The organism is Pseudomonas sp. LTGT-11-2Z (assembly GCF_003691445.1).
In the GTDB taxonomy this organism is placed as follows: Bacteria; Pseudomonadota; Gammaproteobacteria; order Pseudomonadales; family Pseudomonadaceae; genus Aquipseudomonas; species Aquipseudomonas monteilii.
Window position 1 is genome coordinate 5,051,816 of record NZ_CP033104.1, and the last position, 21,201, is coordinate 5,073,016.

The window sequence follows — 21,201 nt, forward strand, 5'->3', positions numbered from 1 at the left end:
CACCACCATACCTGTCAAAACTGCCAGTTGAGTTTGCCCCGCTAGATGGTTTGAATAACATCTGGAAGCGAAGAAGGGCGTTCACCGTGGAAGGGTTCAAACCACACCAAAGCATCAAGTGCTGCGCACTTCAACGCGCAAAGCCGTACTGCCCTTACGGGCACCGCAAATCGGAAGGCCACCTCACAAGCTCGCTGGGATTCAACGGAGAACCCCAAGACCAACAATCTGGGTGCTACATACTGGGCAGTGGATATCGCACCTACAACCCACGCCTGCTGCGTTTCCATTCGGCTGATAGCTTGAGCCCCTTCGGCAAAGGTGGAATCAATAGCTATGCCTACTGTGCGGGTGACCCGGTGAACTTTACCGACCCTTCTGGACATTTAGCGCCTTTGAAACGTATTACCCAAACACGCCGAGCAACCCCTTCCAGGCGACCCAGCCTGACTTCAGTATTCGAGAGCCTTGCGCAGCAGCAAGAAACGACTGGAGCCGCACTTCAAATTGCACAAGCTGAGCGAGCTAACACCCTGCAACGGGAACTGACCCAGCGTATACAACCCCGCCCGCAGGAGCCTATCAATAGCGCTGAAGCGACCCCTTACGCGTCAATGGAGAGCCTGCAAAGCAGTGGAAACAACTCGCTCACCGATATCCCGTCTGCGACGCAACAATCGGTGCAAACTACAACTCCGAACTCGACGGATGTAACAGATATCGGAATGCAGGCACATGAGTTGCGAACCAGTTCACTCAGTCGTCGCCGAGCCTCAATTTGAGCCAATCTACAATATGTCAGGTCTGAGCTGAGGTGGCGCCAATCTGGCAAATGGAGGCTCATATTGCTTGAAGCTCTCTGCTTTCAACTGCGATGATGCCCGCCATGATCAAAGACCCCTTCGAACGACTCGGCCTGGACCGTGAGGTCCTTACCGTCAGCCAACTCAACGGCCGCGCCCGCGTGCTGCTGGAAGACGTGTTCCGCAGCGTGTGGGTAGAAGGCGAGATTTCCAACCTCGCCCGCCCGGCGTCCGGCCACATGTACTTCACCCTCAAGGACAGCGGCGCCCAGGTGCGCTGTGCGTTGTTCCGGCAGAATGCCACCCGCGTACGCCAGGCACTGCGAGACGGCCTTGCCGTTCGTGTGCGCGGCAAGGTTTCGCTGTTCGAGGGGCGTGGCGACTACCAGCTGATTCTCGACACCGTCGAGCCGGCCGGCGATGGCGCACTGCGCCTGGCGTTCGAAGCCCTGAAGGAGAAGCTCGGTGCCGAGGGGCTGTTCAGCGCCGAACGCAAGAAGCCGCTACCGGCCCACCCCCAACGCATCGGCATCATCACATCACCCACCGGTGCAGTGATCCGCGACATCATCAGCGTGTTCGGCCGCCGAGCTCCACAGGTAGAGCTGAACCTGATCCCGACAGCGGTACAGGGCCGCGAAGCCATCGCGCAGATCGTGCGTGCCATCCGTCTCGCCGACAGCCTCGGTTTCGATGCGCTGATCCTGGCCCGTGGGGGCGGCTCGCTGGAAGACTTGTGGTGCTTCAACGAAGAAGCCGTGGCGCGTGCGGTCGCCGCCTGCGTAACGCCGATTGTCAGCGCCGTGGGCCATGAAACCGATGTGTCGATCAGCGACTTCGTCGCTGACGTGCGCGCCCCCACACCGTCTGCTGCCGCGGAACTGCTGGCCCCCGACAACAGTGGCCTGCAGCAACGCCTGGATGGCCTGCAACGGCGCCTGCTGCTGCGCATGCAGAACCGCCTGACCCACGACCGCCTGCGCCTGGAGTCCCTGACCCGGCGCCTGCGCCACCCGGGCGAGCGTTTGCGCCAGCAAGCCCAGCGCCTGGACGACCTGGACATGCGCTTGCGCCGCGCCTTCATGCTCAGCCTCAACCAGCGCCGCGAGCGCCTGGCACGCCTGGATACGCGCTTGGCCGCACAGCATCCGGGGCGTAACCTGAAACTGCTGAGCCAGCGCCTGGACAGCCTGGCCGAGCGCCTGCCACGGGCCATGCGCGACGTGCTCAAAGATCGCCGCCAACGCTTCCAGGCTCAGTTGCAAACCCTGCAGGTGGTCAGCCCGCTGGCCACCCTTGCCCGCGGCTACAGCATTTTGCTGGATGAACAAGGCCAGGCCATCCGCAGCGCCGAACAGACCCGCAACGGCCAGCGCCTGACCGCTCGCCTGAACGAAGGCGAGCTGCTGGTGCGGGTCGAAGACAACCACCTGACCCCGGTCACCCTCTCACTACTGGACTGACACATGCCCCGCCTGCTTGCGCCTTTGCTTGCCCTTTCCCTGTTGCTGCTGGCCGGCGGCGCTCAGGCCAGCTACATCACCCGCACGCTGAACAAGCCGGTGCCCGGCGGCGTTGCAGTGGTCGACCTGGGCCCCGCCGCCAGCGCGCCCAGTGCCCGCTTCAACGGCAAGCCGGTGCTGGTGGTGAAAGAGCAGGATACCTGGCTGGCCATCGTCGGCATTCCGCTGACCCAGAAGCCCGGCACCGCCACGCTGAACCAGGGCGGTCGCACGCTGCCCTTCAGCGTGGGGAGCAAAAAATACCCCGAGCAGCGCATCACCCTGAAGAACACCCGCCAGGTCAACCCGAACCCCGCCGACCTCAAGCGCATCGACCGCGAACTGGCCGAGCAGATCAAGGCCTACCGCAGCTTCAGCCCGAGCCTGCCGAGCAACCTGATCCTCGACAAGCCGGTCAACGGCCCGCTGTCGAGCAAGTTTGGCGTGCGCCGCTTCTTCAATGGCGAAGAACGCAACCCACATGCCGGGCTGGACTTCGCGGTGCCGGCAGGCACGCCAATCAAGACCCCCGCCAATGGCAAGGTGATTCTGGTGGGGGACTACTTCTTCAATGGCCGCACAGTGTTCGTCGACCATGGGCAGGGCTTCATCAGCATGTTCTGCCACATGTCGAAGATCGATGTGCAGGTGGGGCAGCAACTGCGCCGTGGCGAGGTGGTCGGGCGGGTGGGCTCCACCGGGCGGGCGACCGGGCCGCATATGCACTGGAACGTCAGCCTGAATGATGCACGGGTGGATCCGGCGATTTTCATTGGGGCGTTCCAGCCCTGAAACCGCGAAGAGCCCAGCACTGCCGACATCAATTCCACTGTGTTGCGCCATCGAAAAATACCGCGCAACATTCAATAATCACCCAGCAAATTCCAGCTATAAAATCTCGCACAAGATCTTTTTTTAAGCATTCCTCTCAATTTTCCTCGAACGCTTGCCATCCCCCACCCCACTGGTTAAGTTTGAGGGCATGAAAACCTTCAGCACCCTCATCCTGCTCCGACAACATCGCAGCCTCTGCCTGGTCAGCGCCCGACTACCAGGTTGAATCGCGTCGCCTCGCCTCTTCATCTCGTTATCGCTCGGCAGGCCCGATCTCGGCCGCACACAAAAGGATTGCTTCCATGACCATGCTCAAAGACCCTTCGAAGAAGTACCGCGCTTTCCCGACCATCGACCTGCCTGACCGCACCTGGCCGTCGAAGACCATCACTGCCGCGCCGATCTGGTGCAGCTCCGACCTGCGTGATGGCAACCAGTCGCTGATCGAGCCGATGGATTCGGAGAAGAAACTGCGCTTCTGGAAGACCCTGGTACAGGTGGGTGTGAAGGAAATCGAAGCCTCGTTCCCGTCCGCCTCGCAGACCGACTTCGACTTCGTGCGCATGCTGATCGAAGAAGGCCACATCCCCGACGACACCACCATTCAGGTGCTCACCCAGGCCCGTGAAGACCTGATCGCCCGTACCTTCGAGTCGCTGCGCGGTGCCAAGAAAGCCATCGTCCACCTGTACAACGCCACCAGCCCGTCGTTCCGCCGCATCGTCTTCAACCAGGACAAGCAAGGCGTGAAGGACATCGCGGTGAACGCGGCCAAGCTGTTCGTCAAGTACGCTGCCCAGCAGCCGGAAACCCAGTGGACCTTCCAGTACTCGCCAGAAACCTTCAGCGCCACCGAAATGGAGTTCGCCAAGGAAGTCTGTGACGCAGTCATCGAAGTGTGGAACCCGACGCCTGAGCACAAGATCATCCTCAACCTGCCGGCCACCGTGGAAGTGTCCACCCCGAACATCTACGCCGACCAGATCGAGTGGTTCTGCCGCAACGTCAGCCGTCGCGACAGCGTGATCATCAGCCTGCACTGCCACAACGACCGCGGCACCGGCATTGCCGCCACCGAACTGGGTCTGATGGCGGGTGCCGACCGCGCCGAAGGCTGCCTGTTCGGCAACGGCGAGCGTACCGGTAACGTCGACCTGGTGACCTTGGCACTGAACCTCTACACCCAGGGCATCGACCCGTTGCTGGACTTCTCCGACATCGACGGCGTGCGCAAAGTGGTCGAAGAGTGCAACCAGTTGCCGGTGCACCCACGCCACCCGTATGTGGGCGATCTGGTCCACACCGCGTTCTCCGGCTCGCACCAGGACGCCATCCGCAAAGGTTTCGCCAAGCAGCAGGAAGGCGAGCTGTGGGAAGTGCCTTACTTGCCGATCGACCCGGCCGACATCGGCCGCAGCTACGAGGCGGTCATCCGCGTCAACAGCCAGTCGGGCAAAGGCGGCATCACCTACCTGCTCGAGCAGGAATACGGCATCAGCCTGCCACGCCGCATGCAGATCGAATTCAGCCAGGTCGTCCAGGGTGAAACCGACCGCCTGGGCCTGGAAATGACCGCCCAGCAGATCTACAGCCTGCTGCACAAGGAATACCTCCAGGCCAACGCGCCGTACGCGCTGGTCAGCCACCGCCTGCAGGAAGAAAACGGCCACAGCGCCGTGGAAGTGGAAGTCGCCGGCGAAGGCGAAACCACCCTGCACTGGCGCGGCAAGGGCAACGGCGCCCTGGAAGCCCTGGTAGCCGGCCTGCCGATCTCGGTGGAGATCATGGACTACAACGAGCATGCCATTGGCGCAGGCACCAATGCCAAGGCTGCTGCCTACATTGAATTGCGCGTGGCCGGTGGCCGTCCGGTGCATGGTGTGGGTATCGATGAAAACATCACCACCGCCAGCTTCAAGGCGCTGTTCAGCGCGCTGAACCGCTCGCTGAGCCAGCAGGAAGCCAAGGCGGCCTGAGCCCTGGTGCGATGAATGAAGAAGCCCGCATCGTTTGATGCGGGCTTTTTTGTTGCCTGTTCTGGCCCTACAAGAATGACAGGCAAAAAAAGGGGCGCCGACCAAGCGCCCCATAAGCCGTAAAGCACACAACAAATTCAGTTGGCGTCCAGCAACGCCATCGCCTCGGCACTGCACGCCTCGATCCGCGCCCAGTCGCCGTTCTTGATCCAGCTGCTGTCGAGCATCCAGGTCCCGCCCACGCACATCACATTGGGCAAGGCCATGTAGTTGCGCACGTTGGCCGGGTTGACGCCACCGGTTGGGCAGAAGCGGATATCACCGAACGGCCCGCCAAAGGCCTTGATCGCTGCCACACCGCCGCTGATTTCCGCCGGGAACAGCTTGAAGCGGCGGTAACCCAGGGCGTAGCCCATCATGATTTCGGACGGTGTGCTGATGCCTGGCAGCAACGGAATTTCACTGTCCACACCGGCTTCCAGAATGTCCTGGGTTATGCCGGGGGTAACGACGAACTGCGCACCCGCCGCTTCGACAGCAGCGAACATGTTGCGATCAAGCACTGTACCGGCGCCGACGCACAGTTCCGCGCGCTGCTCGCGCAGCACCTGGATGGCCTTCAGGCCATGCTGCGAACGCAAGGTCACTTCCAGGGTACGGATGCCGCCAGCGGCCAGGGCATCAGCCAGTGGCAGGATGTCTTCCTCACGGGCGATGGTGATCACCGGCAGGATGCGCGCCTTTTCGCAGATGGCATCGATCCGCGCGGCTTTATCGGCCATCGAGAGCTTGGGCTGTGGGCGTTCAAGGGTGGTCATGACTATGGATCCTTGGCTCATGGGCACCAGTAGATGTCCAGGGGGTCGTGAAGAAAAGCGCGAATCGGCATTTCAGTGAGGTCGTTGCCAGCCAGCGCGGCGCGCAGGGTAGCGAGTTTGCCCTGGCCTTGCACGGACAGCGCAGTAAAGGCGGCACTGGCCAGCAGCGAGCGGGTCATCGACAGGCGCTGGTGCGGCACGCTCGGTGCCAGCAACGGCAGGCAGCGGCGCGGGCTGGACAGGTCCAGGCCTGCTTCCAGGTTGGGGCTGGCCGGGAACAGCGAGGCGGTATGGCCATCGTCGCCCATGCCCAGCACCAACACATCGATAAGTGGCAGCCCGGCCAAGGCCTGGTCGGCCTTGAGCGCGGCGGCTTCGAGGTTCTCCGCCTGCTGGTACAGGCCAACAAAGCGGGCCTTGGCCGCTGCACCCTTGAGCAGGTGGCGGGCCAGCAGGCCAGCATTGCTGTCGGCGTGCTCCACGGGCACCCAGCGCTCATCGGCCAGGCTGACGGTGACCTTGGACCAGTCCAGGTTTTCGCTGGCCAGCTTCTCCAGAAACGGCACCGGGCTGCGGCCGCCGGACAGCACCAGGCAGGCCTGGCCCTTGGCAGCAATTGCCGCACGCAGGCGCTCGGCCACGTCGTGGGCTTGAGTGGCGGCCAGCGCCTTGGCATCTGCCAGCGCGTGTACCTTCACAGCCGCTGGCAGTTTCAGTTCAGATATCCCCATACCACGCCCTCCCATCGCGTGTGATCAGTGCAATCGAGCTCATCGGCCCCCAGGAGCCCGCCGCGTAAGGCTTGGGCGCATCGCCCGCATTACGCCAGCCGGCGATCAACTGGTCGCACCATTTCCAGGCATATTCGATTTCGTCCTTGCGCACGAACAGGTTCTGGTTGCCACGCATCACTTCCAGCAGCAAGCGCTCGTAGGCATCCGGAATCCGCGTGCTGCGCCAGGTGTCGGAAAAATTCAGCTGCAACGGGCCGCTGCGCAGCTGCATGCCCTTGTCCAGGCCCTGCTCCTTGGTCATTACCCGTAAAGAAATGCCTTCGTCCGGTTGCAGGCGGATGATCAGCTTGTTACCGATCTGCAAACGCTGTTCCGGGGCGAAGATGTAGTGCGGCGTTTCCTTGAAGTGGATAACGATCTGCGACAGTTTCTGCGGCATGCGCTTGCCGGTACGCAGGTAAAACGGCACGCCCGACCAGCGCCAGTTGCGAATGTCGGCACGCAGTGCGACGAACGTTTCGGTGTCACTCTGGGCATTGGCGTTGTCTTCCTCCAGGTAGCCCGGCACCGGTTTGCCTTCGCTGTAGCCGGCAATGTACTGGCCACGCACCACACGGGTGCTTAGCCCGTCGCCGGTGATCGGTGCCAGGGCCTTGAGCACTTTTACCTTTTCGTCGCGAATGGCATCGGCCGACAGTTCGCTGGGCGGGTCCATGGCGATTAGGCACAGCAGCTGCAGCAGGTGGTTCTGGATCATGTCACGCAGTTGGCCAGCCTTGTCGAAATAGCCCCAGCGGCCTTCGATACCGACTTTTTCGGCAACGGTGATCTCCACATGGGAGATGGAGTTCTGGTTCCACTGGGTTTCGAACAGGCTGTTGGCGAAGCGCAGGGCAATGAGGTTTTGCACCGTCTCTTTGCCCAGGTAGTGATCGATACGGTAAACCCGGCTTTCGGGGAAGAACCGTGCTACGGCATCGTTGACCCGGCGTGACGACTCCAGGTCGTGGCCGATAGGCTTTTCCAGCACCACACGGGTGCGCGGGGCCAGCCCGGCCTTGTCGAGGTTTTCACAGATTGCCCCATACACCGCTGCCGCCGTGGCGAAGTAAGCGATCAGCGGCAGCTCGCCTGGCAATTGCTCGGCCAGGGCCTGGTAGCCCTCGGGCTGAAGAAAATCCAGATGCTGGTAATTCAGCCTGGCGAGAAAGCGCCCCAGCGCTGCTGGCTCGATATCCGCCTCGGGCACATGCCGGCGCAGGTGCGCCTCGATGCTGTTCAGGTGCTCCTGCGCGCTGCCGGCTTCGCGGGCCAACGCCAACAAGCGGGTGTCCGGGTGCAACAGGTTGGCCCGGTCAAGCTGGTAAAGCGCAGGAAACAGCTTGCGCAATGCCAGGTCGCCGAGGGCGCCAAACAGGGCAAAGGTGCAAGGTTCGACACTGATCGCAGCCATGATGTTGGTTCTTTCCTAAAGTTGGTCTAGGAATACCGCTTTCACATGCGGTTTTCAAGGGATAATGTAGTAAAAACCACAACATTACACGCAAGTGTTACAGACAAGTGGTACGCCAACCGCGCCGACAGTACGATAGACGACCGTGCAAAAAGCCTGCTGCTTCCACAGCCGGCTGTCTTCCCGACCCAAGGACACACCCATGGACCGCGTGCGAAACCTCCTGGAGCAGATCCAGGGACGCCTCGACGAGCTGAACAAGGCCGAACGCAAAGTCGCCGAAGTCATCCTGCTCAACCCGCAACAAGCCACCCGTTTCAGCATTGCTGCGCTGGCCCAGGCAGCCAAGGTCAGCGAACCGACCGTCAACCGCTTTTGCCGCTCGTTCGGCGTCAGCGGCTACCCCGAACTGAAGCTGCAGCTGGCACAGAGCCTGGCCAGCGGCGCCGCCTACGTCAGCCGCGCAGTAGAGGCCGACGATGACCCGGCCGCCTATACCCAGAAGATCTTCGCCAGCGCCATCGCCTCGCTCGACAGCGCCTGCCAGCAACTGGACCCGCAACAGGTCAGCCGCGCCGTGGACATGATGATCCAGGCCCGGCAGATCCACTTCTTCGGCCTGGGCGCCTCGGCGCCGGTAGCCCTGGATGCGCAGCACAAGTTCTTCCGCTTCAACCTGGCCGTGTCGGCCCATGCTGACGTGCTGATGCAGCGCATGCTGGCCTCGGTGGCGCACACCGGCGACCTGTTCGTGATCATTTCCTACACCGGGCGCACCCGTGAACTGGTCGAAGTGGCCCGCCTGGCCCGTGAAAACGGAGCCTCGGTACTGGGCCTGACCGCCGCCGGCTCGCCACTGGCCAACGCCTGCAGCCTGAGCCTGCACATTCCGCTGCCGGAAGACACCGACATCTACATGCCGATGACTTCGCGGATCATTCAGCTGACGGTGCTCGATGTGCTGGCCACCGGCATGACCTTGCGCCGCGGCGTGGACTTCCAGCCGCACCTGCGCAAGATCAAGGAAAGCCTGAACGCCAGCCGCTACCCGATCGAGGACGACGAGCTCAACTGAGCCGGTGTGCCTGCAGGCGCAGGTGGGCACGCTGCCCCGGCGCCAGGCTCAGGCCCTCGCCACTGCCGCTGGCAGCCTCGACACAGACGAAGCGCTGGCATTCACGCCCGGTCACGCCCATCAACGGGCGGTTGCCCGGGTGCCAGACCACGGTGTCGTCGCTGTCCCCCGTATCGATGCACAGCTCACGCTGCCAGGCCGGGTCCTGCAGTTGCACACGCGGTGTGCCGGGGTAGACCTTCTGGCAGCCCCCCTTGAGCTTCAGCGCGCCATCTTCTCGGCAGGCCTGGCGGTTCAAGCGGTCGTAACCTTCGATGTCCTCAAGCCCGGATAGCGCTATCTCGGACACGTCACTGATGCGCCAGTAGGCCAGCAGCGCATGGCTCAACTGGCAGGGTTCGCTGTCCTGATGCTCGGTGCTCAGGCTCAGTTCCATGCGGCTACCCAGCCGGGCATGCAGGTCTACCTGCCAGTCACACAGGTCCAGCCGCCACTTCAGGGTTACGCCCTCCTCGTCCTCACGGCTGTCCACCAGCTTCCAGTCCAGCAGCCGTGCCCAGCCATGGGCAGGCCACAAGTCTTCGCTGGGGTGGCGGCCATACCACGGCCAGCACACCGGCACGCCACCACGGATCGCCCCTACCTGCGGCCACTGCTCGGCGCACCACAGCCAAGGGCGTTCACCCGCTGGCTGAAAGTGCAGCAGTTGCGCGCCCTGGCGACTGAATACCGCCTGGCAACGGGGGTGATCGATGATCAGCACATCGCGCTGCTGGTAACGCTCCCACTCGAATGTCGGCCTGGGCCGCTGCGAGGAAAAGAAGCGATGGAGCGGATGTTCGGGCATGGTTCAGAGCTCTTGTTGTTTGAGATAGCGCTGTCTCGGCCTATCCCTGGCACCCACTGCAGGCCAGTGGGTGCCGGGAACCGAAAAGGGATTGGCGTAAATTTACAACAATTGCCCTCAGAATGACGACTGAATCTTCAAACCTGCGACCAGCGCATTGTCCACCTCGTCCACCCCGCCAGGGCTCTTGATGTACTGCAGGTTGGGCCGCACGGTCAGCCAGTTGGTGACGTGAAAGCCGTAATAGAGCTCGGCGTTGTACTCGGTGCGCTGCAGCGGCACGAAGCCTGGGTTGTCGTAATCGCTGATACCGCTCTGGGCATTGAGCAGTTCGGCACGCTTCTTCACGTCGTCATTCACATGAATACGCGCCACGCCGAAGCCGATGTCATCCTTGGGCCGGGCATCGAAGGCGCCCTTGTAGACCAGCCCCACCTGCTGGTAATTGTCGACCACGTTGGTGGCCTTGTCGTGCACGGTGAAGTTGGCGAACAGGCTAAGGCCACGGTTGACGTCACCCGCCTGTGCAGTGACCTGCTGCTGTGCCACCACCCACCAGCCATGCTTGCTGGAATGCGACTTGAAGGCCTCGCCGCTCAACGCCTGCGGGTTGCCGTTGACGTCGTCGAACACATCGTCGGCCTTGGCCGTGCTGTAGTAGTAGCCCAGGCGGTACTCGCCCGGCAGACCGTTGACCTTGGGTGACCACACCGCCTCTACCGGGAGGATCGCGCCCTTGGTTCCGCTGCCGCTGAGCTTGAAGCCGTTGCCGGTTTCCAGGTTGGAGGGGTTCTGCTCGAAGGCGCCGACCTGCACGAAAAATTCCGGGGTGATGTTGTATTTCACCCGCAGCGCCCACTGGCTGACCGGCCAGTTGTACCAGATGCCGCCCACCCAGTTGCCCACCTGCGAGCCGCAGAACGCCAGGTTCTGGAAGTCGCAGGGGAAGCTGTTGAAGTCCTCGCCCTCGCCGAAGCGGCCGAATTTCACATCCAGCGCGCCATCGAAGTACTTCTGCTTGATCCACATCTGGGTCAGGCGCCAGGTCTGGCCACGGCCCCACACCTCTTGCACCGAACTGAACTGCCCAGCGCGCGGGTCGCTGATGCGGTCGTTGGACAGGTTACGACCACTGCGCTCGGTGATCGCCAACTTGAACTCGGCATCGTGCCAGCCAAGAATCTTTTGCAAGTCCAGGTGTGCGCCAAGGGCAAACTGGTCGCTGTAGCGGGCCGTCTTGTCGTCGTTGTAGCCGCCGTGCAGGTTGCCAGCCACCTCGCCGACGTAGTCGAGGGTGAAGTCGTAGCCCTTCTCCAGCAATTCGGTGCGGGTGCCGCCCCAGTCGCCGGTCATCCATTTCGATTCGCTGGAAAAGGCCTCGGCAGCCTGCGCGCCGCTGCTGCCGACAGCGGCGAGCAAAGCCAGCGAGCCTAATGTCCTGATGCGTTTGCGCTGTTCCATCCCTTTACGTCCTCTTTTTTCTTATTGATGGTGTAGACGAGTCAACGGCCTTTGAAGTGAGCCACGTTGTCCTTTACCGCTGCGCCTGGGCTGGCCGGGTGCAGGCGCGCGCCCGTGCCGGCATCGAACAGCAGCACCCTGGCCGGGTCGAATTGCAGGTTGAGGGTGTCCCCCACCCGGCACACCACATCGGGCGCCAGGCGGCAGCACACCTTGGTCTGGTTGAGGGTGACGAATACGAGCAGGTCCGGCCCGGTGGGCTCGGTTACCTGCACCTCGGCACGAATGCCCGGCAGGCCGTTGCCCTCGACGGTGCCCAAGGCAATCTGCTCGGGGCGGATGCCGAGGATGATCTCGCGGCCGTCCAGTTCGTCACCGGCGACGCCCAAGAGCAGCTCGCAGCGTGCCTGGCCGCTGTCGAGCACGGCCAACAAGCGCCCCTCCTGCTGCGTGAGGCGCACCGGGATGAAGTTCATCGGCGGCGAACCGATGAAACTGGCGACAAACTGGTTGGCCGGGTCGTTGTAGATCTGCTGGGGGGTGCCGAACTGCTGGATGATGCCATCCTTCATCACCGCCACCTTGTCGCCCAGGGTCATGGCCTCGATCTGGTCATGGGTGACGTACACGGTGGTGGTTTTCAGACGCTGGTGCATCAGCTTCATTTCGGTGCGCATCTCGACCCGCAGCTTGGCATCGAGGTTGGACAGCGGTTCGTCGAACAGGTAAATCTTCGGCCGCCGCGCCAGCGCCCGCCCCATGGCTACCCGTTGCTGCTGGCCACCGGACAGCTGCGCCGGCTTGCGCGCCAGCAGGTGCTCGATCTGCAGCAGCTTGGCCACCCGCGCCACCTCTTCGTCGATGGCGGTCTGTGGCAGCTTGCGGATCTTCAGGCCAAACTCGATGTTCTCGCGCACACTCATGGTCGGGTACAACGCGTAGGACTGGAACACCATGGCGATGTCGCGGTCCTTGGGGCTCATGCCGCTGACGTCCTGCTCGTCGATGAGAATCGCACCGGCAGTGATCTGCTCCAGGCCGGCAATGCAGTTCATCAAGGTTGACTTGCCGCAGCCCGAGGGGCCGACCAGGATCAGGAACTCGCCATCCCTGATCGACAGCTGGATGTCCTTGAGGGTATCCGGCAGGCCACTGCCGTAGGTCTTGTTCACATTGCGAAGTTCGAGCGTTGCCATGGCTTACCCCTTGACCGCGCCGGCCGTCAGCCCGCGCACGAAATATTTGCCTGCCACCACATAGACCAGCAGGGTTGGCAGGCCGGCAATCATCGCCGCCGCCATGTCGACGTTGTATTCCTTGGCCCCGGTGCTGGTGTTGACCAGGTTGTTCAGGGCCACGGTGATCGGTTGCGAGTCGCCACTGGAGAACACCACACCGAACAGGAAGTCATTCCAGATCTGGGTGAACTGCCAGATCAGGCAGACCATGATGATGGGCGTGGACATCGGCAGGATGATGCGGCGGAAAATGGTGAAGAAGCCGGCACCGTCCAGGCGTGCTGCCTTGACCAGCGCATCGGGAATGCTCACGTAGAAGTTGCGGAAGAACAGCGTGGTGAAGGCCAGGCCATAGACCACATGTACCAGTACCAGGCCGCCGGTAGTGCTGGCCAGGCCGAGCTTGCCGAGGGTGAACGAAGCGGGCAGCAGCACGGTCTGGAACGGCAGGAAGCAGCCGAACAGCAGCAGGCCGAAGAACAGCTGCGAGCCGCGAAAGCGCCACATCGACAGCACATAGCCGTTCAGCGCGCCGATGGCCGTGGAAATCAGCACGGCGGGCACAGTGATCATGATCGAGTTCCAGAAGTAACCGCTGACCGTGCCCCAGGCCTTGACCCAGCCAATGCCGGTCATCACCTGCGGCCAACTCAGCAAGTTGCCGGTGCTGATGTCTTCCGGGGTCTTGAAGCTGGTCAGCAGCATCACCACCAGCGGCACCAGGTACAGCGCCACGGCCAGCAGCAGCACCGCATGGATGGCGATACGGCTCATGCTGAGCACGGGCTTTTCGACAGGGCTATGCATGGCGTTTGCTCCGCAGCTCCGAGTACAGGTAAGGCACGAGGATCGCCAGGATCGCCCCGAGCATGAGAATGGCACTGGCCGAGCCCATGCCCATCTGACCGCGGCTGAAGGTGAACGCGTACATGAACATCGCAGGCAGGTCGGATGAGTAACCCGGGCCGCCAGCGGTCATTGCCGCCACCAGGTCGAAGCTTTTGATGGCGATGTGCGAAAGGATCATCAGCGCACTGAAAAACACCGGGCGCAGGCTGGGCAGCACCACGGTCCAGTAGATGCGCGGCATGCTGGCGCCATCCATTTGCGCCGCGCGGATGATCGAAGGGTCAACACCGCGCAGGCCGGCCAGGAACATCGCCATGATGAAGCCCGAGGCCTGCCACACGGCCGCGATCACCAGGCAGTACACGACCCGGTCGGGGTCGATCAGCCAGTCCAGCCGAAAGCCCTCCCAGCCCCAGTCGCGCAGCAGCTTGTCCAGGCCCATGCCGGGGTTGAGCAGCCACTTCCAGGCGGTGCCGGTAACGATCATCGACAGCGCCATGGGGTAGAGGTAAATGGTGCGGATGAAGCCTTCGCGGCGGATGCGCTGGTCCAGCAGCACTGCCAGCAACACACCGAGGGCCAGGCTGATGGCGATGAACAGGCCACCGAACAGCAGCAGGTTCTTGCTGGCTACCCACCAGCGGTCGTTGTCGAACAGCCGGGCGTATTGCGCCAGCCCGGCCCATTTGTAGGTGGGCAGGAAGGTCGAAGTGGTGAAGGACAGCACGAAGGTCCAGAGGATGTAGCCGTAGAAGCCCACCAGGACGATGAACATGCTCGGCGCCAGCACCAGTTTGGGCAGCCAGCGCTGAAGCGCGTCCAGGGGTGAGGCCCGCAGTTGGGCGGTCGTTGTGGTCATAGATCGGATCCCGAGGTAATGGCGATGCTCTGCATCGCTTCGCGGGCTTGCCCGCGAATAGCGGTTACTGGGCTGCCTTGATCGCCGCCGCCAGTTTCTTCGCCGCATCGGCCGGGTCGGCCTTGGGGTCGTTGATGTAGTTGGTCACCACATCGAAGAACGCGCCCTGCACGGCCAGCGTGGTGGCCATGTTGTGCGCCATGCTTGGCTGCAGGCCACCGGTTTTGGCATCCGCCAGGAAGTCCTTGGCAGACGCCTGCGCGCAGGCATCAAAGCCATACTTGCCCATGTCGGCCAGCATGTCGTTGCGCACCGGGATCGACCCTTTGTTGGTGCTGAAGACCTTCTGGAAGTCTTCACCCAGCACTTTGCGGGCAATGTCCTGCTGGCCGGCAGCCGTGCCAGGGTTGTTCTGCTTGAACACCACCAGCGAGTCGATGTTGTAGAGGAAGGCTTTTTCGGTGCCGGGGAATGGCACGCACTGGTAATCCTTGCCAGCGGTTTTCTTCGCCAGGGTCCACTCACTCTTGGCCCAGTCGCCCATGATCTGCATGCCGGCCTTGCCGTTGATGACCTTGGCCGCTTCCAGGTTCCAGTCTTGGCCTTTACCGTCCGGGTCCATGTAGGTGGCGACCTTTTTCAGCTCGGTCAGCGCCTTGACCATTTGCGGCCCGGTCAGCGCGACGCTGTCGAGATCGACCATGGCCTTCTTGTAGCCTTCGGTGCCCATTACCGACAGCACCACGCTTTCGAACACGGTGCTGTCCTGCCACGGCTGGCCGCCATGGGCGAGCGGGATGAAGCCGGCAGCCTTGAGTTTGTCGGCGGCGGCGTAAAATTCGTCGAGTGTGGTGGGGGCCTTGTCGATACCGGCTTTCTTGAAGACTTCCGGGTTGATCCACAGCCAGTTGGTTCGGTGGATGTTTACCGGTACGGCGACGTAGTCACCGTCGTACTTCACGGTGTCGGCGACTTTCTTGTCGAGCAGTGTGTCCCACTGTTCGGCCTTGGCCACATCCTTGAGTACATCGCCATCGAGCAAGCCGGTGGCCGCCCAGTCCTGGATGTCAGGCCCTTTGATCTGCGCCACGCCTGGTGGGTTGCCGGCCACGGCGCGGCTCTTGAGCACGGTCATGGCTGTGGCACCGCCACCACCTGCGACGGCGCCATCTTTCCACGTAAAGCCGTCTTTTTCGACCTGGGCCTTGAGCACATCGGCAGCAGCTTTTTCACCACCCGAAGTCCACCAATGCACGACTTCGACGCTGCCTTTGGGTTCGGCAGCCTGGGCACTGAGCGGGAGTAGAGAAGCCAGGGAGATTGCGGCAGCGAGCCGGAGCGTGGAATTCATCGGAGCACCTTTCTTGTTGTTATGCCGTGCAAGTCGAGCGCTTGCGTTGCTTGAAGTCTAAACAGCATGCCCACCTCGCCAGGTAACGAAGCGATGCGTGAATGTCATCGTTTGGTTACATTGCCGGCACACGCCACACACAGACTCACTCCATGCCACGCGGCAGATACAAGGTCACCCGCAAACCACCTTCCCTCAGGTTCAGCAGGCTCACCTCGCCCCCATGGCTGTGGGCGATGTTGCGGGCAATCCCCAGCCCCAACCCATAACCCTGCTGCTGCGCGGCCAGACGGAAATGCGGCTCGAACACCTGCTCCAGCTGCTGCTGCGGCACACCCGGCCCCTGATCGTCCACCTGCAGCACAAACCCCTCGGCACTGTCGATGATGCGCAGCTGTGCCCGCTCGCCGTACTTGATGGCATTGTCGATCAGGTTGCCGATGCAGCGGCGCAGCGCCAGCGGCTTGCCGGGGTAAGGCTCCAGCGCGCGGCCTTCAACCGTGATACGGCCATCGCGCAGGTAGGGCTCGGCCAGGATTTCCAGCACCTGGTTGAGGTCCACCGGCTCGATGTTTTCGTGGATGTCGGTGTCTTTCACACACTGCAAGGCGCCTTTCACCAGCAGTTCCAGTTCATCCAAGTCCTGGCTGAACTTGGCCTGCAAGTGTTCGTCCTCCAGCAGTTCGACACGCAGGCGCAGGCGCGTAATCGGGGTGCGCAGGTCATGGGAAATGGCGCTGAACAGCTGGCTGCGCTCTGTCAGATAGCGGCTGATGCGCTCGCGCATGCTATTGAACGCCCGGCCCACCTCGACCACCTCGCTGCCACCGCCTTCAGCCACCGGCGCCACATCGGCGCCCAGCGACATCTCCCGCGCGGCCCGCGCCAGGCGCTTGAGCGGCCAGCTTTGCCAGTGCACCAGCAAGCCGATGAACAGCAACAGCAAGGCCGTGGTGAGCACGATGAAGCCGATCTGCTGGCGAGGCAGGCGTTCGGCCTCAAGGCTGGTGTAGGGTTCGGGCAGCAGCGAGGCGATGTACAGCCACTCGCCCTCGCCCAGGCGGATCTGCGTTACCAGCACCGGCGGGTTGAGCGGTTCCAGGGTCAACGAGTAATGCGCCCAGGAACGTGGCAGCTCGTCGAGCTTCAGGCCGCTGTTGAAGATGCGCAGGTCATCGGGCCCAACGAATTCCACGGAAATGTCCATCTGCGTACCCAGGCGCTCATGCAGCACCTGCTGGAACACATCGATCACCGCCTGCTTGCGCGGGGTGACGGGCAGCACCGGCATATCCAGTGGTTTGGCATTGAGTGACACGAAAAAGCGCGTTCCCCCCATGCTGCGCAACTGGTCGAGCACCATGGGCCGGTAGGCCACCGGCAGCGAGCGGAAGTAACTGACACTGGCGCTCATCGAGTGGGCCAGGCTGCTGGCGCTGGCACGCAGGCCCTGCAACTGGCTGGCACGCAGCTGGGCCACCCAGATGATGCTCGACAGGCCCTGGGCCAGCAGCACCACCAACAGGGTCAGCAGCAGCATGCGCCCCAGCAGCGAACGCGGCAGCAAGCGCCAGCGCCGCTCAGGGCGCATTGCAGACATGCGTCGCCAGCAGGTAGCCGCTGCCGCGCACCGTGCGGATCAGCCGGGGTGGTTTTTCAGTATCGCGCAGGCGCTGACGCAGGCGGCTGACCGCCATGTCGACAATGCGGTCCAGCGGCATGGGCTCGCGGCCACGGGTGGCATTACCGATGGTGTCGCGGTCGAGAATCTGCTGCGGGTGGTCGAGGAACAGCTTGAGCAGGGCAAAGTCGGCGCCCGACAGAATCACCTCTTCACCGTCGCGATGGAACAGCCGGTGGCTGACCGTGTCCAGGCGCCAGTCATCGAAGGCCAGCACGGCATTGCCGGGTGCCGCCGTGCCGAATTCGGCGCGGCGCAGCAGGGCCTTGATTCGCGCTTGCAGTTCGCGAGGGCTGAAGGGTTTGCCCAAGTAGTCGTCGGCACCCAGCTCCAGGCCGATGACCCGGTCGGTTTCATCGGAGCTGGCCGTCAGCATGATGATCGGTACCCGCGCCTGGCGCGGGTGCTGGCGTACCCAGCGACACAGGCTGAAGCCGTCCTCGTCGGGCAGCATGACATCGAGGATGACCAGGTCGAAGGGAGTGCTTTCCAGGGCCCGGCGAAAGCCTGCGCCGTCGGCTTCGGCATGCACCTGGAAACCGGAGCGGCTCAGGTAGGTTTGCAGCAGTTCGCGGATTTCCTGGTCGTCGTCGACCATCAGGATCGATTTGCCGGCAGTGCTCAAGGTGGTCCTTCCTCTTGTTGGTTACAGGTCTTTTTGCCTGCTGTCGGGTGTTGCCTTCTGGGGCTGCTGCGCGGCCCCATTTCACCTAGTTGTGATCCAACGCTTGCTGCAGGGCCACCCCGGCCCCCAGCAACCCGGAAAACTCCGCCGTCACCAGCCACACCGGCACGCCAGCGAAGTAGCCGCTCATACAGCCTTTGTCAGCAAAACTCGCCGCAAACCCGCTACGCAAAAACAACTCGGCAAAGCGCGGGATTACACCGCCAACAATATAAACCCCACCCCGCGCGCCCAGCGTCAGCACATTGTTACCCGCCACACGCCCAAGGAACCGGCAAAATTGCTCGACCACCGCCAGCGCCTGCGGTTCACCGCCCAGCGCGGCATCGGTAACCTGCGCGGGGGTTTTGTGCCGGGATGTTTCGCCGTCCAGCGCGCAAATTGCCTGATACAGGCGCACCAAGCCGCCACCACTGAGCACAGTTTCGGCGCTGACATGGCCAATCTGGCCATGGATTTGCTGATGGATCGCCGCTTCACGGGCATTGCCAACCGGCAAGTCGACATGCCCACCCTCCCCCGGCAAGGCCTGCCAGTGCTGTTCGCCAAGGCGCAGCAGCGACCCCACGCCCAAGCCTGTGCCCGGCCCGATCACCAGCGCCGGCCGCGACGGGTCAGCCTGGCCTGGGCACACTTCGCGGAACTCGCCCTCGCGCAGGCGGGTCATGCCCAGCGCCATGGCCGTGAAATCGTTGATCAGCAACAGCCGCTCGACCTGCAAGGTCTTGCAGAAGGCCACGCGGCTCAGGCGCCAATGGTTGTTGGTGAAGCGAAATTCGTCGCCTTCGACCGGCCCGGCCACTGCCAGGCACACCGCTGCCAGGCCGCCGCGGGCGATGCCTTGGCCTTGCAGGTAAGCCTCGATGGCCTGCTCCGGGCTGGTGTAGTCCGCCGTGGCATATACCTTCACTTCATGCAGCTGGTTGTCACGCCACAACGCAAAACGGGCATTGGTGCCGCCGATGTCGCCAACCAGCAGCTCCTTCATTTGAGGTTCTCCAGGGCCGAGGTGAAGGCGCTTGCGCCCTGCTCTGCCGGGCTGAACGCCATGCGCATGAAGCCGAACAGCTCACGCCCGCAACCCAGGTCGTTGCCCTGAGGCGCTGGCGGCAGGTCGCGGCTGGCCAGTTCTTCGGCCGATACCATCACCCGCAACGTGCCTTCGACACCGTCGACCCGCACGATATCACCATCGCGCACCCGCGCCAGCGGGCCGCCATCATAGGCTTCGGGGCATACGTGAATCGCCGCCGGGATCTTGCCCGAGGCACCGGACATGCGCCCGTCGGTGACCAGCGCCACCTTGAAGCCACGGTCCTGCAACACTCCCAGGAATGGCGTGAGCTTGTGCAACTCGGGCATGCCGTTGCAACGCGGCCCCTGGAAACGCACCACAGCGACAAAATCACGCTCCAGTTCGCCGGCCTTGAACGCATCGGCCAACGACTGCTGATCGTGGAACACTCGTGCCGGGGCCTCGACCACCTGATGCTCGGGGGCCACGGCAGACACCTTCATCACGCCACGGCCCAGGTTGCCCTCCATCACCCGCAAGCCGCCTTCGGCCGAAAACGGTCGCGCCACCGGGCGCAGGATGGTTTCGTCCAGGCTCTGCTGTGGCCCTTCGCGCCAAACCAGCTTGCCGTTGTCGAGGAACGGTTCCTGGGTGTAGCGGCGCAGGCCATGGCCGGCCACGGTGTTGACGTCCTCGTGCAGCAGCCCTGCATCGAGCAGCTCGCGGATCAGGAAGGCCATGCCACCGGCGGCCTGGAAGTGGTTGATGTCGGCCTTGCCGTTGGGGTAGACGTGGGACAGGGTCGGCACCACTTCGGAGAGGTCGGCCATGTCCTGCCAGGTCAGCTGGATACCTGCCGCCTGGGCAATCGCCGGGATGTGCAAGGTGTGGTTGGTCGAGCCGCCCGTGGCGTGCAGGGCGACGATGGAGTTGACCAGCGCCTTCTCGTCGACGATTTCGCCCAGCGGCATGAAGCTGCCGCTGGCCTTGGTCATGCGCGTTACCTGCTGCGCGGCCTCGGCGGTAAGGGCATCGCGCAGCGGCGTGTACGGGTTGACGAACGAAGCACCCGGCAGGTGCAGGCCCATCACTTCCATCACCAACTGGTTGGTGTTGGCAGTGCCGTAGAAGGTGCAGGTGCCAGGGCTGTGGTACGAGTTCATCTCCGACTCCAGCAGCTCTTCGCGGCTGGCCTTGCCTTCCGCATAGCGCTGACGCACGTCGGCCTTCTGCTTGTTGGAGATGCCGGACACCATCGGCCCGCCGGGGACGAAGATGGTCGGCAGATGGCCGAAGCGCAGCGCCCCCATCATCAGGCCGGGGACGATCTTGTCGCAGATGCCCAGCATGAGCGCCGCGTCGAACATGTTGTGCGACAGCGCTACCGCAGTGGACATGGCGATGACTTCGCGGCTGGCGATGGCCAGTTCCATGCCTGGTTCGCCCTGGGTCACACCGTCGCACATGGCCGGCACGCCACCGGCAAACTGGCCGACCGAGCCAACCTCGCGCAGGGCCTGCTTGATTTGCTCGGGGAAGTGCAGGTACGGCTGGTGGGCAGACAACATGTCGTTGTAGGCCGAGACGATGGCCACGTTGGCCGCGTTCATCAGGCGCAGGGTCTGTTTGTCCTCGCTGCCGCAACCGGCCACGCCGTGGGCGAAGTTGGCGCACTGCAGGCTGGCGCGCATGGGGCCTTCACTGGCCGCACCGCGAATCAGCTGCAGGTAGCGTTCGCGGGTGGCACGGCTGCGTTCGACCAGCCGTTGGGTGACCTCAAGGATGCGCGGATGCATGTACTGGACTCCAGGCTAATTGTAAGGGCGGTTTACCAGGCATTTCCCCTCCAAACGATTGCGGCCTAGGCTCAAGGTAAGGAGCCCGCTGCATCGGTGGAGGCCCATCGCCCGACCACTCGTTGTATGTTTAAACAAAATACTGCCACTAAAAAGGCTTGTTTTCTATCTGCCAGTGAATAATCTTGTAATTCCAACAACAAAACCGTTTCAGTGAAGCTCCT

At 62.9% G+C, this 21,201-nt stretch carries 18 protein-coding genes; 5 read left to right on the forward strand and 13 right to left on the reverse strand.

Annotated features, from left to right (window positions below; genetic code table 11):
* Nucleotides 1-86 precede the first annotated feature (86 nt).
* The 4 genes from D8767_RS29785 to leuA all read left to right on the forward strand — a co-directional run bounded on the left by D8767_RS29785 (nucleotide 87) and on the right by leuA (nucleotide 5,115).
* Nucleotides 87-782, forward strand: coding sequence for an RHS repeat-associated core domain-containing protein (locus tag D8767_RS29785; protein WP_371058801.1), 696 nt, complete (start codon nucleotides 87-89; stop codon nucleotides 780-782).
* Between the two features lie 104 nt (nucleotides 783-886).
* A complete protein-coding gene (xseA, locus tag D8767_RS23870; RefSeq protein WP_028698962.1) occupies nucleotides 887-2,266 on the forward strand; it encodes an exodeoxyribonuclease VII large subunit in 1,380 nt (459 codons plus the stop codon).
* 3 nt (nucleotides 2,267-2,269) lie between these two features.
* Nucleotides 2,270-3,097 (forward strand): M23 family metallopeptidase, encoded by an 828-nt coding sequence (locus D8767_RS23875; RefSeq protein WP_016713079.1) that lies wholly within the window; start codon nucleotides 2,270-2,272, stop codon nucleotides 3,095-3,097.
* A 344-nt stretch (nucleotides 3,098-3,441) separates the two neighbouring features.
* Complete coding sequence (gene leuA / locus D8767_RS23880; protein WP_016713080.1) at nucleotides 3,442-5,115, forward strand: 2-isopropylmalate synthase; 1,674 nt, start codon at nucleotides 3,442-3,444, stop codon at nucleotides 5,113-5,115.
* Nucleotides 5,116-5,252: 137 nt separating this feature from the next.
* On the opposite strand, the gene D8767_RS23885 is transcribed toward leuA, so the two are convergent.
* The 3 genes from D8767_RS23885 to zwf are packed head-to-tail and all read right to left on the reverse strand — an operon-like array spanning nucleotide 5,253 to nucleotide 8,120.
* Entirely contained in the window at nucleotides 5,253-5,933 is a 681-nt protein-coding gene (locus tag D8767_RS23885; protein ID WP_016713081.1) for a bifunctional 4-hydroxy-2-oxoglutarate aldolase/2-dehydro-3-deoxy-phosphogluconate aldolase, read from the reverse strand.
* 17 nt (nucleotides 5,934-5,950) lie between these two features.
* On the reverse strand, nucleotides 5,951-6,664 hold the full coding sequence (pgl, locus tag D8767_RS23890; protein ID WP_016713082.1) for a 6-phosphogluconolactonase: 714 nt from the start codon (nucleotides 6,662-6,664) through the stop codon (nucleotides 5,951-5,953).
* Entirely contained in the window at nucleotides 6,651-8,120 is a 1,470-nt protein-coding gene (gene zwf, locus D8767_RS23895) for a glucose-6-phosphate dehydrogenase (protein ID WP_016713083.1), read from the reverse strand. The genes pgl and zwf overlap by 14 nt, the downstream gene beginning before the upstream one ends.
* Before the next feature lie 211 nt (nucleotides 8,121-8,331).
* Here zwf and hexR point away from each other — a divergent pair, with 211 nt between their 5' ends.
* Nucleotides 8,332-9,195 carry a DNA-binding transcriptional regulator HexR gene (gene hexR / locus D8767_RS23900; RefSeq protein ID WP_169774905.1) on the forward strand — a complete coding sequence of 288 codons (864 nt, stop codon included), beginning with the start codon at nucleotides 8,332-8,334 and terminating at the stop codon, nucleotides 9,193-9,195.
* Here the strand turns inward: hexR and D8767_RS23905 are convergent.
* The 10 genes from D8767_RS23905 to edd form a co-directional block, all read right to left on the reverse strand.
* Entirely contained in the window at nucleotides 9,188-10,042 is an 855-nt protein-coding gene (locus D8767_RS23905) for a D-hexose-6-phosphate mutarotase (RefSeq protein WP_016713084.1), read from the reverse strand. The genes hexR and D8767_RS23905 overlap by 8 nt on opposite strands.
* A 117-nt stretch (nucleotides 10,043-10,159) precedes the next feature.
* Nucleotides 10,160-11,503, reverse strand: a complete 1,344-nt coding sequence (locus tag D8767_RS23910; protein ID WP_028698960.1) for a carbohydrate porin — start codon at nucleotides 11,501-11,503, stop codon at nucleotides 10,160-10,162.
* A 41-nt stretch (nucleotides 11,504-11,544) separates the two neighbouring features.
* Nucleotides 11,545-12,699 carry an ABC transporter ATP-binding protein gene (locus D8767_RS23915; RefSeq protein WP_016713085.1) on the reverse strand — a complete coding sequence of 385 codons (1,155 nt, stop codon included), beginning with the start codon at nucleotides 12,697-12,699 and terminating at the stop codon, nucleotides 11,545-11,547.
* 3 nt (nucleotides 12,700-12,702) lie between these two features.
* Nucleotides 12,703-13,548, reverse strand: coding sequence for a carbohydrate ABC transporter permease (locus D8767_RS23920; protein ID WP_016713086.1), 846 nt, complete (start codon nucleotides 13,546-13,548; stop codon nucleotides 12,703-12,705).
* The gene (locus D8767_RS23925) at nucleotides 13,541-14,449 is read right to left on the reverse strand and encodes a carbohydrate ABC transporter permease (RefSeq protein ID WP_016713087.1); all 909 of its coding nucleotides are present in this window, start codon (nucleotides 14,447-14,449) and stop codon (nucleotides 13,541-13,543) included. The genes D8767_RS23920 and D8767_RS23925 overlap by 8 nt, the downstream gene beginning before the upstream one ends.
* A gap of 64 nt (nucleotides 14,450-14,513) precedes the next feature.
* Complete coding sequence (locus D8767_RS23930; RefSeq protein WP_016713088.1) at nucleotides 14,514-15,800, reverse strand: ABC transporter substrate-binding protein; 1,287 nt, start codon at nucleotides 15,798-15,800, stop codon at nucleotides 14,514-14,516.
* A gap of 145 nt (nucleotides 15,801-15,945) precedes the next feature.
* Nucleotides 15,946-17,400: an ATP-binding protein gene (locus D8767_RS23935; protein ID WP_016713089.1), complete on the reverse strand. Its 1,455-nt coding sequence runs from the start codon at nucleotides 17,398-17,400 to the stop codon at nucleotides 15,946-15,948.
* Nucleotides 17,381-18,106 (reverse strand): two-component system response regulator GltR, encoded by a 726-nt coding sequence (gltR, locus tag D8767_RS23940; RefSeq protein WP_016713090.1) that lies wholly within the window; start codon nucleotides 18,104-18,106, stop codon nucleotides 17,381-17,383. The genes D8767_RS23935 and gltR overlap by 20 nt, the downstream gene beginning before the upstream one ends.
* Nucleotides 18,107-18,191: 85 nt before the next feature.
* Nucleotides 18,192-19,154 carry a glucokinase gene (locus D8767_RS23945; RefSeq protein WP_016713091.1) on the reverse strand — a complete coding sequence of 321 codons (963 nt, stop codon included), beginning with the start codon at nucleotides 19,152-19,154 and terminating at the stop codon, nucleotides 18,192-18,194.
* Complete coding sequence (edd, locus tag D8767_RS23950; protein ID WP_016713092.1) at nucleotides 19,151-20,977, reverse strand: phosphogluconate dehydratase; 1,827 nt, start codon at nucleotides 20,975-20,977, stop codon at nucleotides 19,151-19,153. The genes D8767_RS23945 and edd overlap by 4 nt, the downstream gene beginning before the upstream one ends.
* Nucleotides 20,978-21,201: the final 224 nt, after the last annotated feature.